The 13,553-nt window shown below is 69.9% G+C and carries 8 protein-coding genes; all 8 read right to left on the bottom strand.

The window, feature by feature from the left end; all coding sequences use genetic code 11:
• The 8 genes from ACIOJE_RS29740 to ACIOJE_RS29705 all read right to left on the bottom strand — a co-directional run bounded on the left by ACIOJE_RS29740 (window position 1) and on the right by ACIOJE_RS29705 (window position 13,536).
• On the bottom strand, window positions 1-1,296 hold the full coding sequence (locus tag ACIOJE_RS29740; protein ID WP_400780317.1) for an FAD-dependent oxidoreductase: 1,296 nt from the start codon (window positions 1,294-1,296) through the stop codon (window positions 1-3).
• Between the two features lie 44 nt (window positions 1,297-1,340).
• Window positions 1,341-2,561, bottom strand: a complete 1,221-nt coding sequence (locus tag ACIOJE_RS29735) for a cytochrome P450 (protein ID WP_400780314.1) — start codon at window positions 2,559-2,561, stop codon at window positions 1,341-1,343.
• Window positions 2,554-4,020 carry a tryptophan halogenase family protein gene (locus ACIOJE_RS29730; protein ID WP_400780311.1) on the bottom strand — a complete coding sequence of 489 codons (1,467 nt, stop codon included), beginning with the start codon at window positions 4,018-4,020 and terminating at the stop codon, window positions 2,554-2,556. Before ACIOJE_RS29730 ends, ACIOJE_RS29735 begins: the two co-directional genes overlap by 8 nt.
• 73 nt (window positions 4,021-4,093) lie before the next feature.
• Complete coding sequence (locus tag ACIOJE_RS29725) at window positions 4,094-5,290, bottom strand: cytochrome P450 (RefSeq protein ID WP_280684258.1); 1,197 nt, start codon at window positions 5,288-5,290, stop codon at window positions 4,094-4,096.
• Window positions 5,280-6,434, bottom strand: coding sequence for a cytochrome P450 (locus tag ACIOJE_RS29720; RefSeq protein WP_280684259.1), 1,155 nt, complete (start codon window positions 6,432-6,434; stop codon window positions 5,280-5,282). Before ACIOJE_RS29720 ends, ACIOJE_RS29725 begins: the two co-directional genes overlap by 11 nt.
• A gap of 23 nt (window positions 6,435-6,457) precedes the next feature.
• Window positions 6,458-7,633: a cytochrome P450 gene (locus tag ACIOJE_RS29715; protein WP_400780307.1), complete on the bottom strand. Its 1,176-nt coding sequence runs from the start codon at window positions 7,631-7,633 to the stop codon at window positions 6,458-6,460.
• A 111-nt stretch (window positions 7,634-7,744) separates the two neighbouring features.
• Window positions 7,745-7,954 carry an MbtH family protein gene (locus ACIOJE_RS29710; RefSeq protein WP_400780304.1) on the bottom strand — a complete coding sequence of 70 codons (210 nt, stop codon included), beginning with the start codon at window positions 7,952-7,954 and terminating at the stop codon, window positions 7,745-7,747.
• A gap of 17 nt (window positions 7,955-7,971) precedes the next feature.
• Window positions 7,972-13,536 (bottom strand): amino acid adenylation domain-containing protein, encoded by a 5,565-nt coding sequence (locus ACIOJE_RS29705; RefSeq protein ID WP_400780301.1) that lies wholly within the window; start codon window positions 13,534-13,536, stop codon window positions 7,972-7,974.
• Window positions 13,537-13,553 lie beyond the last annotated feature (17 nt).

The raw sequence follows: 13,553 nt of genomic DNA, 5'->3' as shown, positions 1-13,553 counted from the left end.
TTACAGGGCTGCGGGCGGGCGAGGCAACCACTTCATTCCGTCGGGCGAGACCGCCAGCCCGCCCGGGAACATCGGTTCCCCGGGCGCGGCCGCCCCCTCGCCCCCTGCCACGAACGCCTCGTCGCCGGACGACACTCCGGTGGCCAGATCCACGAACGACTCCGGTTCCGGGTGCTCGTCGCCGGTCATCGCGTGGAACGCCGCGAGGAACTCGGAGAACGCCCCGAACTCGCGGCGGTACCGCGCCTCGAACTCCGTCAGGGCGGTCTCCTCGTCCAGATCGCCCGCGAGGACGCTGTTGATCGAACGGGCGGCCAACAGGGCGCTGTAGGTCGCGAGATGAACGCCGCTGGAGAACAGCGGGTCGACGGAACACGCGGCGTCTCCCACCAGGATCATCCCCGGACGCCGGAACGTCGTCTGGTGGTAGACGAAGTCCTCGCGGATTCGCAGCTTCCCGTACTTGCCGGCCGTCACCCGCATCCCCTCCGAGAGCAGGTCCGAGATGGTCGGGCATTCGGCGATCAGGGCCTTGAACGCCTCCTCCCGGTCGTCCGGGAGCTTCTCGGCCACCTCCCCGCGCACCACCGCACCCACGCTGGTGAGCCCGCCGAACAGCGGGACGTACCAGAACCAGCCCTTGTCGAAGGTCACGCTCAAGGCGTCACCCGCATGCGGTTCCGGCAGCCGCTTGCAGCCGTTCCCGAAGTAGCCGGACAGCGCCAGACCGCGGAAGGACTCCGCATGGTCGCGAGTGCCGCCGACGCTGGAGAACAGCGGGCTCTCATGGCCTGACGCGTCGACCACGAAACGTGCGCCGACCTCGTGCTCGCCGCCGTCAGGGTCGAGATACCGCAGGCCGGTGACCCGATCGCCCTCCTCGACCACTGCGGTGACCGAGCACCCTTCACGAACCACCACGCCCTTGCGCTTGGCGTTGTTCAGCAGGATCTCGTCGAACCGCGCCCGATCCGCCTGGTAGGCGAATGACGTCGAGCCGGTCAATCGCGATGACGCCTCGAAGGAGAAGGCCCACGGCTCCGGCCGAGCGCCCCACTGGAACGTCGCACCCCGCTTCACCGGGAAATCCGTCTCCGCCAGTTCATCGGTGACGCCGAGCATCCGGCACACCCCGTGAACGGTGGACGGAAGCAACGACTCACCGACCTGGTACCGCGGAAAGACCTCTTTCTCCACCAGGAGCACCCGGTGGCCCTGCATGGCCACCAAGGAGGCCGCGGTCGAACCCGCCGGCCCACCCCCCGCGACCACCACGTCGAACGCTTCCGCCGACATCTCTCACCGTCCCTCGATTGATCGCTGATCCGTCGTGGCGTCCGCTACCAGGTGAGCGGCAACCGATCCGGGCTGTCTATGAACGCGTTGCGGAACTTCACTTCCTCCGCGGGCACGGCCAGGCTCAGTCCGGGGAACCGCCGCCACAGGGCCTGATAGGCGATGCGGAGCACCGCCCTTGCCACTGCGGCGCCTACGCAGTGATGGATACCGTGCCCGAATCCGACATGCGGGAGTGGTTCGCGGTTCGCGTCGAGGAGATGGGGATCCGGCGTCAACCCCTCGTCCCGGTTGGCCATGAGAATCGAGCAGAGGACGTATTCCCCCGCCTTGATCAGCTGCCCGCCGACGACGACATCCCTGACGGCCATTCGCGGAGTCGGCTGCTGCACGGCCGAAAGGAAGCGCAGCAGTTCGTTCACCACGCGGTCGGCCTCCTCGCGGGAGGCGAAGAGCAACTGCCTCTGGTCGGGATGGTCGAGCAGCGCGAGGACCCCGAAGCCGATCATCCCCGCGACGCTCTCGACGCCGCCGAGGATCAGCGCCGTGCAGACGCCCTTCAATTCCTCGTCGCCGATCCGCTCGCCGTGCTCGCGCACCAGCATGCCGAGGAACCCCTCGTCGGGCGCCTTCCGCTGCCGGGTGATGAGAGCGTTCAGGTACCGATTGAACGCCGCGCTGTCCGCCGCCCGGGCCTTGTACCCGCGGCTGAGGTCGACGTTCTGCCTGACGCGGCGGATGAACTCGTTTCGGTCGTCGCGCGGAACCCCGAGCAGCTCGCACAGGGCCTCGCCGCCGACCGGGTCGGCGAACAGTACCTGGAGATCCGCGGGCGGTCCCGCGGCCTCCATCGCATCGAGGTGCTCTTCGATGATGCCCTCGATCGTGGGCTCGAGCCTGCGGATCCGTCGGACCGTGAACTCGGGCGTCAGCATCCGCCGCAGCCGCGTGTGTTCGGGCGGATCGTAGATCGAGAGCTGTCCGGCCAGCTCCGGCGGGACCGGCACCCCTTCGCCGCTGAGCGGTTCCGCCTCGGTCAGCCGGAGCCGCGTCGTGAAGTTCTCGTGATCACCGAGGATCTCGCGCACCACGTCGTAGCCCATGGCCTGCCAGACGTAGTCCGTGCTCATCTGATCGGACGCGTTCCCCGCGATCCGGATCAGCGGGCCGTGCGCCCTGAGGGCGAACATGTCCTCGTGCGGATCGTAGAGCGTCCTCCTCATGTAGTTCGCCGTCGGTCGCACGATCGGCGCGGCCTCATCCACGGTAGGGCATCCACTTCATCCCGTCGGGCGAGGCCACCAGCCCGCCCGGGAACACCGGCTCCTCGGGCGCGGCGTCCTCACCGAGCACCGCCCTCATCTGGACCTGGCCGCCCTCCTGCATCACCTGCCTGACCACGTGCGACGTGAACATCGGCACCATGTCCCCGTCACCGCCGGCGGCCATGTCGTCGACGGCCGCGGCGAACTCGGCGCTGTGCTTGGCGATCCTGGCCTCGAGCGCCGCCTCGCCGGACGACACCCCGCCGACCAGATCCACGAACGATTCCAACTCCGTGTGCTTGTTGTTCGTGACCTTCTTGGCGTGCCAGAAGTACGACTCCTCGTTCACGTTCATCTCGTAGAACGACACGAGGAACTCGTAGAACACCCCGTACTCGCGGCGGTACCGGGCCTCGAACTCGTTCAAGGCGGTCTTCTCGTCCAGGTCGCCCGCGAGAATGCTGTTGATCGAACGGGCGGCGAGCAGGGCGCTGTAGGTTGCCAGATGAACGCCGGAGGAGAATACCGGGTCGACGAAACACGCGGCGTCGCCCACGAGGATCATTCCCGGGCGCCAGAACGTCGTCTGGAGGTATGAGTAGTCCTTTCGAACCCTCAGTTCCCCGTAGTTCCCGGTCGTCACCCGATGCGCGTCCGACAGGTATTCCGAGATCAGCGGACATTCAGCGATCAGGGCTTTGTAGGCCGCTTCCCGGTCCCCCTGGACCTTCTCGGCCATCTCCCTGCGGACCACCGCTCCCACGCTGGTGAGCGTATCGCTCAGCGGAATGTACCAGAACCAGCCGCTGTCGAAGGCGACGCTCAGGATGTTTCCCGAATAGGGCTCCGGGAGCCGTTTGCCGTTCTCGAAGTAGCCGAACAGCGCCAGGCTTCGGAAGAACTCCGAATAGTCGCGAGTGCCGCCGACACTGGAGAACAGCCGGCTCTTGTTGCCTGACGCGTCGATCACGAAACGTGCGCTGACCTCGTGCTCACCGCCGTCGGAGTCGGTGTACCGCAGGCCGGTGACCCGGTCGCCCTCCTCCACGACTTCGGTGACCGAGCATCCCTCACGGACCGTCACGCCCTTGCGCTTGGCGTTGTTCAGCAGGATCTCGTCGAACCGCGCCCGCTCCACCTGATAGGCGAACGAGGTCCGCCCGGTCATCCGCGGGGACACGGCGAAGGAGAACGTCCACGGTTCCGGCCTGGCCCCCCACCGGAAAGTACCGCCGCGCTTCACCGGGAAATTCGCCGCCGCGAGTTCCTCGGTGACACCAAGCATTCGGCACACCCCGTGAACGGTGGACGGAAGCAGCGACTCGCCGATCTGATACCGCGGGAAGACCTCTTTCTCCAGCAGCAATACTCGGTGGCCCTGAATGGCTACCAGGGAAGCCACGGTCGAGCCCGCCGGCCCGCCACCCGCCACCACCACGTCGAACGTTTCCACCGACATCTCCCACCGTCCCTCAATTGAGTTCTTTGCGATTGTCCAGTGCGATGGATCGCCGCTCAAGCCGTCCAACCGGTCACCACGCGACCATCAGACTGCTGAGTCCATATGCGGGGGTGCTCAGCCGGAACGCGGTCGCCCCGGCGGGATCCGCCAGCCGCAGCTCGGGAAAGCGTCGCCACAGCGCGGTATAGGCGATGCGCAGTTCGAGGCGGGCGAGCGCGGCTCCCAGGCAATGGTGCACACCGTGCCCGAACGCGACATGAGGCACGGGCTCTCGGGTGACGTCGAGGCGATCCGCGTCCGGCAGCAGGGCGGGGTCGCGGTTGGCCGTCGGGAGAGAACAGAGGACCGTCTCCCCTGCCTTGATCACCTGGTCGCCGACGGCGGTGTCCTCGATGGCGGTCCGGGGCGTCGGAGCATAGGGGACCGTCAGGTACCGGATCAGCTCGTCGACCGCCCGGTCCGCCGACTGCACGTCACCCCGCAGCGCGGCGATCTGCTCAGGGTTCCGCAGCAGCGCCAGCACGCCCAGGCCGATCATGCCGGAGATGTTGTCGTCTCCGGCCAGCATCATCTGCACGCAGACACCCCTCAGCTCCTCGTCGGTCACCGAGTCGCCGTGTTCGGCGGCGACCGTACCGATGAGCCCGCTGCCGGGATCCTTCCGTTCCCTGCCGACCATGGTCACCAGGTAGCGGGAGAACGCCTCGCCCGCGGCCGCCCGCTTCCGATCGCTGAGCGAAGCGTCGAGATGCCGGTGGCAGAGTTGGAGGAACCTGGCGCGGTCGTCTCGCGGTACCCCGAGCAGCTCGCACAGCACGGGGCCGGGTACCTCGTCGGCGAACATCTCGACCAGGTCCGAGGGGGACCCCTCCCGCTCCATCGCGTCGAGGCGTTCCGTCACGATCTGTTCGATGTACGGGGCGATCCGCCGGATCTGGCGCTGGGTGAACCCCGGGGCCAGCAGACGCCGGAGCCGGGTGTGCTCCGGCGGGTCGTAGTCCATCAGGTTGCCGACCAGCTCACGCGGCCGGAAGACGCCCTTTCCGCCGATCTCGTCATTCCGGTCGAAACGGCGGCGCGTACTGAATCGGGTGTGATCGCCGAGGACTTGCCGGACGACTGCGTGTCCGGTGGCCAACCAGGTGGTTGTCGCCTCCGCTCCGGATCCGATCGTGATCCTCGTGAGCGTTCCGGCGGCGCGCAGCTCGTCGGCCGGGTCGAAGCCCTGCCGACGTGTGTGTATCGGAGGCGTGTTGTCACCACTCAAGAGGAAGCTCCTCCACAGCAAAGGGCTCGGGCCGGCCCGGCTTGAACCGCAGGTCCTCCTCGGGAACGGCGAGCCGCAGCGACGGGAGCCGGCGGAACACCGCCGGCAGGGCCACCTGCAGCTGGAGCCGGGCCAGCGGCGCCCCGAGGCAATGGTGGATTCCGTATCCGAACGCCAGGTGCTTCGGGTTCTCACGGGTGATGTCGAAGCGGTCGCCCCGCGGACGGTTGATCGCCAGCATGGAGCAGGTCACGACGTCTCCGGCCCGGATGTCGCGTCCGGCGACGCGCACGTCCGCGAGAGCGACCCGAGGGGCCGGGGCCTCGACGATCGAAGCATGCCGCAGCAGCTCCTCGGTCGCGCCGTCCACGAGTTCGGGACGTTCGCGAAGCAGCGCCACCTGGTCGGGATGGGTCACGAACAGGAGCACCGCGACCGCCAGTTGGGCAGCCATCTGCTCGGCTGCCATGATCAGGTTCCCCTCGGCGAGCCCTGCCAGTTCCTCGTCGCTGACCTCCGACCCGTGCTCGCGCACGATGACACCGATCAGCCCCTCGCCGGGATCGCGGCGCTTGCGGGCCACGAGCTTCTTGGTGTAGTTGACGACGCCCAGCCCCGAAGATGTCCGCTGCCGGGGGAGCCTGCTCTCCCTGCTCTCCCGGATCATCCGCGACAGCTCGGCCTGGTCGTCGCGGGGGACATCGAGGAACTCACAGGCGATGAGCGCAGGGATGGGCCAGGCCGCGTACCTGACGAAGTCGACCGGCGACCCCACGTTCTCCAGATCGTCCAGGCATTCTTCGACGATTTCCTCGACACGCGGCCGCAGCCGTTCCATCCGCCGGACGGAGTAGGCCGGGGCCACGGTCCTGCGCAACCGGCTGTGGTCCGGCGGGTCGTACGCCTGCAGGAGTCCCGGCAGTTGGGCCCGGTCGGCCTCGTCGTCGACCGGCCGCATGGAGCTGAACCGCTCGGGATCGGCGAGGATCTCCCGGACCTCGTCGTACCCGGTGACCAGCCATTGCTTACGGCCGTCCATCCCGGGCTGGGTGTCGTACTCGTGCAGCGGCCCCTCGTCCAGTAGGCCATGGAACTCCGGCACAGGATCGAGCCGGTGCCGCTGGTGCGGCAGGGGAAGTGCCATCGGTCCTCCGTAGGTTTCCGGTGCTACCAGTCGAGCAGCAGGGCTTCCACATCGAACGGCGGCGGCCCCAAGGTGATCTCGCGGTGCGGTTCGGCCAGCCGCAGGGTGGGGAAGCGGTGCGCCAGCGCCGGAATCGCGACCCGGAACATCAGCTCGGCCAGGGCCCTGCCGAGGCAGTGATGAATGCCGTGCCCGAACGCCAGATGTTCCGGCCGCGCACGGGTGATGTCGAACTCGTCGTCCGCACCCGGGTAGTTCCGGCGGTTGGCGGCCAGCAGGGAGCACGTGACGGTGTCGCCGGCCTTGACGAGGTGGTCCCCGATCCGCACGTCCTGCGTCGCGACGCGCGGATGAGTCTTCTCGTCGGTCGTAAGGTACCGGATCATCTCGTCCAGCCAATCCGGTACGGTGTCGGGCTTCTCCCGTAGCACAGCGAACTGCTCGGGCGCTTCGACCATCAGCCACGCGCCCGCCGCGAGCAGACGGGCCACCTGGTCGGCGCCCGCGCCCATGACGAACGCGGCCACCCCCGTCAGCTCGGCGTCCGTGATGGCGTCACCGTGTTCTCGCACCACGACGCCGAACATGTCATCGCCGCAATCGCGGCGCACGTTGGCGACGTGCTGCTTCATGTAGGTCATGAACTTGTTCCCCGCCGCGGTGCGCCGCCTGTCCGACCGGTCAGCCCGGCTGGCGAGCAGGGTCCGTGCCAGATCCGCCTGGTCGTCCCGGGGAATGCCGAGGAAGTCGCAGGTCGCCGGCGTCGCCACGGCCCATCCGAAGTGCGGGACGAAGTCCACCGGGCCGCCGAGTGCCTCGATGGCGTCCAGGCTGTCCTGGACGATCTGCTCGACCTGCGGCCGGAACGCCTGCATCCGGCGGACGGTGAACGCGGGGGTCACCATCCGCCGGAGCCGCGTGTGCTCCGGCGGATCGTACTGGGTGAGGAAGCCGGGCCAGGTGAAGCCGGCCGCGGTCCCCCCGTACAGCAGGCGCGCGCTGAACTTGTCCGAGCCGAGGACCTGCCGGACCTCCTTGATCCCGGTGGCGAGCCACGCGGTCCGCCCCTCGGCGGAGTCCTCGGTTCCCAGGACGGTCAGGTCGCCGTCGCTCATCAGGGAGTGGAGCTCGGGCACCGGATCGAACCGGCTCCTCCGGTGTAACTGCGACGCCCGGACGACGTTGATCTCCTCGAACATGCCGCAGGTCCTTTCGTCTCATCCGGCCGGTGTGCACGGAATGAAGGTCTCAGGGCAGTTGGACGAGCGTCGAGCTCGTCCAACTGCCCACATTGAGCGGCTGGACAGCGCTCAGCCGTCGATCTCCGCTACCAGGCTCTTCGGCCGAAGGTCGATCCAGTTCTCCTCGACATAGGCGAGGCAGTCCTGGCGGGCGGCCTCGCCGTGGACGGGGGTCCAGCCGTCCGGCACCTCGGCGAAGGCGGGCCAGAGGGAGTGCTGGCCCTCGTCGTTGACGAGCACGTAGAAGGAGCCGTCTTCGTTGTCGAAGGGGTTGGTCATGGTGGTGTCCTTTCCCGCTACGGCCGCGGCCGGAGCTTCTCGGCGACGATGGCCCCGATCTGGGCCAGCGACGCGGGCTGCATCATCTCGTTGTGGTCGGCGGGGATCTCGTGGGGCTCCACGGTCCCGCTGGTCAGGGGCTTCCAACTGGCGATCGCCCAGTCGACGGGCATGTGCGGGGGGCGGTCCCGCGTAGCGATGAACAGCAGGATGTCGCTGGCGAAGCTCGGGGCGTCGTGCCTCGGCCCGACCTCGGCGAGGTTCCGCATCACCTCTTCCAGGCGTGCCCGAGCCCCGTCTCCCCGGACCAGTCCGGCGGCGAGCTCCATCTGCTGTTCCTTCAGCTTGTCGACGGCCTCCTGGACGCGCCCGTCGCCGCGCGCCTTCTTCCCCATGTAGGTGGGGTAGGCGTCGAGCAGCGCGAGCATCCCGACCTGCTCGCCCTCGGCCTCGAGCAGCGCGGCCATCGTCTGCGCGATCCGCCCGCCGAGGGACCAGCCGAGGAGGTGGTACGGCCCGGTCGGCTGCACGGTGCGGATCTGCGCGACGTAGTCGGCCGCCATCTCCTCGACGCCGCCGGGCAGGGCTTCGGTGCGGGCCAGGCCGCGCGCCTGGATTCCGTAGACCGGCTGGTTCGCCGGGAGCTCCCGCAGCAGCGGTCCGTAGTTCCAGCTCAGGCCGCCGCTCGCGTGGACGCAGAACAGCGGCGGACGGTCGCCGCCGGGGCGCAGCGGCAGCAGAACCTCGAAGTCGCCCGTGGCGGTCTTCGCCGTGACGCTGGATCGCCGCCGCTCGCCCAGGAGGGTCAGGGTTCCGGCAGCGGACCAGCGGGCGAGCGAGCCGGTGCGCAGCATGCGCCGCCCCTCGGTCCCGAAGGGGCAGGCCAGGCTCTGGTCGGCCGGGACCGCGTCGGCCGCAGGGCCGGTGACGTAGAGATCGCCGACGGCTCCAGGCGCGACGGGGAGCAGCTGATCGTCGAGCACGAGCGCGCCGAGCGGGCCGCCCTGGGCCAGGTCGGCGACTGCCGGGGGCACGGATCCGGTCCACACGGCCGGGGCCTCGGCCAGACGCTCGCGTTCGGCGTCGTCCAGCAGGATGTCCAGGTCGCTGACGCGCCGGTGGGGGTCCTCCGCCACCTGTTCCAGGACGCGGATCAGCCGTCGTGCCAGCGATTCGGCCGTGGCCCTGTCGAACAGGTCGGTGGCGTAGCGGAGTTCGCCGTCGATGCCGGCGCCGTGGTCGTCCTCGTCGCGGTGCTCGGTGAGCTTGAACGCGAGGTCCAGCTCGATGGCCTCGGGCCGGCCGGGTTCGACACTGGTGCGCAGGGCCGGCAGTTCCGTCGCGGCCCACGCGCCGGCGTCCTCCTCGGCCACCTCCAGGCCCACCTGGAACACCGGGTGGCGGGAGAGCGAGGCGGGCAGGTCCAGCAGATCGACGATCCGCTCGAAGGGGACGTCCAGGTGCTGGCGGGCGTCCCGGACGGTCTCCTGCACCCGGGTGAGGACCTCCAGGAAGGTCGGGTCGCCGGCGACGTCGGTGCGCAGGGGGAACGGCCGGGCGAACGGCCCGATCATCGGCTCGAGGTCGATGAGGTCCTCGTCCCGCGGCAGCGTCGTGCCGATCACGAGCTGGTCGCCCGCGCCGAATCGGGTCAGCAGCATGGCGAGCGCGGCATGCACCAACTGGTGGGCGTCCGCGCCGGCCGAGTCCACGGCCGCCAGCAGCCGGGCGTGCGCGGCGCCGACCAGCCGCAGCGCAACCGTGTCGGCCTGTCGCGACGGGATGGCCGGGCGCGGACGGTCGAAGGGGAGGACCGTGTCCCCGTCGATGCCGGCGAGGTGGTCCCGCCAGAAGGACATCTGGTCGTTGATCAGGCTCTCCTGCTCGCGCTCGCCCTCGAGCAGCCGTTGCTCCCAGATCGCGTAGTCGGCGAACTGCAGGGTCAGTGGCGCGCGCTCCGGGACCCGGCCCGCGCGCCGCGCGCCGTACGCGGCCGCCAGGTCGCGGAAGTACACGTCCAGCGAGTCGTCGTCGGCGGCGATCCGGTGCACCGTCAGCGCCAGCACGTGCTCGCGCTCCGCGACTGCGAAGAGGTCGCAGCGCCACGGCAGGTCACGGGTGAGGTCGAAGGGCCGCTCGGCCCGTTCGGCGATCAGCCCGGGAAGGTCCTCCTCGGCGGCCGGAATCGGCGTCAGCTGAACCGCCGCGGAGTCATGGACGTGCTGGTGGACCGTCGTGGCCTGGCCGGGGAAGGTCGTCCGGAGGATCTCGTGCCGGGACGCGACGTCACCGAGCGCCGCCTCCAGCGCGGGCACGTCCAGACGGCCGCGCACGCGCAATGCGACCGAGGCGTGCAGGCCCGCGGTAGTCTCTCCGGGACGGGCCAGCAGCCAGGCGCGGAGCTGCCGGGCGGTGAGGGGCACCTGCTCCGGCCGGGTGGCGGCCTCCAGCGCGGGACGTGACTTCGCTGCCAGCGCCCGGGCGATGCCTGCGGGCGTGGGCGAGGAGAACAGCTGCCGGATGGGCAGGTCAGCGCCGATCTCCTCGCGGATCCGCGCGATGAGCCGCATGGCCAGGGCCGAGCTGCCGCCCAGGTCGTGGAAGGCGTCGTCGACGCCCACCCGCTCGACGCCGAGGATTTCGGCGAACAGCGCGCACAGCACCTTCTCTGTCTCGCTCTCGGGGGCCTTCGCCGAAGCACGTTCCGAGAAGTCGGGGGCGGGCAGGGCCCGGCGATCCACCTTGCCGTTCGGAGTGACGGGCAGGCCCGGACGGACGACGATCGCCACGGGGACCATGTAGGAGGGCAGGACGAGGCTCATCCGCCGCCGCATCTCCTCCACGTCGGCCTCGTTTCCGTCGGTGACGACGTAGCCCACCAGCCGCCGCTCGCCGGGCTCGTCCTCGCGCGCCACGGCGACCGCCTCGGTCACGCCCGGCTGGGCCGCCAGCACGGCCTCCACCTCGGCCAGCTCCACCCGGAAACCCCGGATCTTCACCTGGTCATCGGCCCGCCCGACGAAGACCGCCTCTCCGTCGCGGTTCCAGCGCGCCAGGTCGCCGGTGCGGTACATGCGCTCACCGGCGCGGAACGGGCATGCGACGAACCGCTCGGTCGTCAGATCCGGCCTGCCGAGGTACCCGCGGGCCAGGCCGGTGCCGGCGATGTACAGCTCGCCGGTGATCCCCGGCGCGACCGGCCGCAGGAAGGCGTCGAGGATGTAGATCTCGCGGTTCGCCATGGGACGGCCGATCGGCAGCTCACCCCCGAGCACGTCACCGGGCTCGATCGGCTTCCACGTCGCGCACAGGGTGGTCTCGGTCGGCCCGTAGGTGTTCCGCACCCGCAGACCGGGCTGGGCCCGCCGCAGGTTCTCCACCGCGTAGGCGGGAACGACGTCCCCACCGGTGCCGACCTCGATCAAACCTGTGAAGCATTCCGGTGATGCCTCCGCCAGGGCGCGGAAGGTTCCGGCGGTGAGGTGGATGGAGGTCGCGCCCCGCTCGACGGCCCGGCGCACACCGCCGGCGTCCACCACTCCCGGCTCGGCGAGCAGGATCCGGCCGCCCGTGGCGAGCGGCACCCACATCTCGTAGAGCGAGGCGTCGAAGACGTGCGTCGCGTGCATCAGCACGCCGTCCTCGGGGCCGATCCGCCAGCCCGCGTCGCCCGCCAGCCCGGCCACTCCCCCATGGGTGACGGCCACACCCTTCGGGACGCCGGTGGATCCGGACGTGTACATCACGTACGCCAGATCGTCGGCACCGACCCGGATCTCCGCGGTGGTGGCGGCCTGGGCGTCGACGGCCGCGCGGGTCTCCGGTGCGTCGAGGACGATGGCGTTCTCCGGCGCGACCGCGCTGGTGGCGATCGTGCACACGACGGTCGAGACCTGGGGGTCGGCGAGTACGAGCGCGATCCGCTCAGCCGGATTCCCCGCGTCGACCGGGACGAACGCGGCTCCTGCCTTCCAGATCGCCAGGAACGTGATCAGCAGGTCGGCGGACCTGTCCATGGCCACCCCGACCAGACCGCCGCGCCGGACGCCGCGATCGGTGAGGTATCCGGCCAGCCGGTTCGACGCCTGGTCGAGCTCGGCGTAGGTCAGGTCCGTACCGCTCGCATCGGTGATCGCCACCGCGTGGGGTGCGGTGTCGACCCGCCGCCCGAACAGCTCGACCATGGACTCCCCGGGCACCGGGCCCGCGGTCGCGTTCCAGTCGTTCACCACCACGGCGCGCTCGGCGGCGCTCAGCAGGGTCAGCCGGCCGACCAGGACGCCGGGCTCGGCGACCAGCTGCTCCACCACCCGGATGAACGCGCCCAGGACGGATTCAGCGACCTCCCGGTCGAACAGGCCCCGGTCGTAGTTGAGAATGACCGGCATCCGCTCGCCCGGCCCGGCGACCAGGGTGAACGGGTAGTGCGAGGAGTCGCGTCCCTTCCGCACCGGGCGCATGTTCAGGCCGTCGTCCTCCGACCGGTCGAGTCCGGTGCGGGGGAAGTTCTCGTAGATGACGAGCGTGTCGAAGATCGCTCCGGGTCCGGCGGCGGCCTGCGCCTCCTGCAGGCCGAGATGCTGGTGGGGCATGAGCGCCGACTGGTTCCGCTGCAGCTCGGCGAGCGAGTCGACGAACCGCCGCCCGCCGTCGAGCCGGACGCGCACCGGCAGGGTGCCGAGCAGCATGCCGACCATCGTCTCCACGCCGGCCAGCTCGGCCGGCCGTCCCGAGACGGTCGCGCCGAACACCACGTCGGTGCGGCCTGCCAGCTGCGACAGCAGGACGGCCCACACGCCCTGGACGACGGTGTTCAGCGTGAGGCCGTGGCCGCGGGCCAGCTGCGCCAGCTCGTTCGTCAGCTCCGGGGAGAGCTCGGTCATCACCGTGTCGATGTCCGGCACGCGGCTCGGATCGGCCGGGACGACCGTACTGGGGGTGTCCAGACCGGCGAGCTCCTTGCGCCAGGCGGTCCGGGCCGCCTCCTTGTCCTGGCGGCCCAGCCAAGCGAGGTAGTCGCGGTAGGAGGTCGTGGCCGGCAGCCCGGACGGGTCCCCGCCCGCCGCGTAGATCGCGGAGAGCTCGCGGTGAATGATCGGCATCGACCAGCCGTCGGCCAGTACGTGGTGAAGGGTGTGCACGAGCCGGTGGCTCTCCGGGCCGAGCCGGATCAGGTGCAGCTTCATCAACGGGGCCGTCTCCAGCCGGAAGCGCTCGGCCAGCTCTTCCTCCGCCAGCCGCCCCACTTCACCGTCGGCCACGTCGTCCGGGAGTCCGGAAAGGTCCGTCTCACGCCACGGGAGCTTGACGTCCCGTAAGACGACCTGCACCATCTGCGCGCCGCTGACGTACCGGAAGCAGACCCGCAGCGCGGCATGCCGGTCCAGGAGCGCCTGCCAGGACGCCTTCAGACGCTCGGGGTCCAGCGGGCCCTCGATGCCGTAGACGGACTGCACGGTGTAGGTGTCCGGACCGTCCTTGTCGAGAGCGGTGTGGTAGAGCATCCCCTCCTGCAGCGGCGACAGGGGCCAGACGTCTTCCACACCGGAGCGCGGCTTTGGACGAGGTTTGTCAACGGTCATGATCTGCTCCTTGTGGA

It is taken from the genome of Kitasatospora sp. NPDC087861 (assembly GCF_044742585.1).
Classification (GTDB): Bacteria; Actinomycetota; Actinomycetes; order Streptomycetales; family Streptomycetaceae; genus Kitasatospora.
Note: the sequence above shows the minus strand (reverse complement) of the source record. Positions and strands in the feature narration are given on the sequence as shown.

What these genes read in the sequence shown, in the direction of transcription:
- ACIOJE_RS29740 (WP_400780317.1), bottom strand. Translation starts at nt 1,296, where the DNA reads ATGTCGGCGGAAGCGTTCGACGTGGTGGTCGCGGGGGGTGGGCCGGCG.
- ACIOJE_RS29730 (WP_400780311.1), bottom strand. Translation starts at nt 4,020, where the DNA reads ATGTCGGTGGAAACGTTCGACGTGGTGGTGGCGGGTGGCGGGCCGGCG.
- ACIOJE_RS29720 (WP_280684259.1), bottom strand. Translation starts at nt 6,434, where the DNA reads ATGGCACTTCCCCTGCCGCACCAGCGGCACCGGCTCGATCCTGTGCCG.
- ACIOJE_RS29715 (WP_400780307.1), bottom strand. Translation starts at nt 7,633, where the DNA reads ATGTTCGAGGAGATCAACGTCGTCCGGGCGTCGCAGTTACACCGGAGG.
- ACIOJE_RS29710 (WP_400780304.1), bottom strand. Translation starts at nt 7,954, where the DNA reads ATGACCAACCCCTTCGACAACGAAGACGGCTCCTTCTACGTGCTCGTC.
- ACIOJE_RS29705 (WP_400780301.1), bottom strand. Translation starts at nt 13,536, where the DNA reads ATGACCGTTGACAAACCTCGTCCAAAGCCGCGCTCCGGTGTGGAAGAC.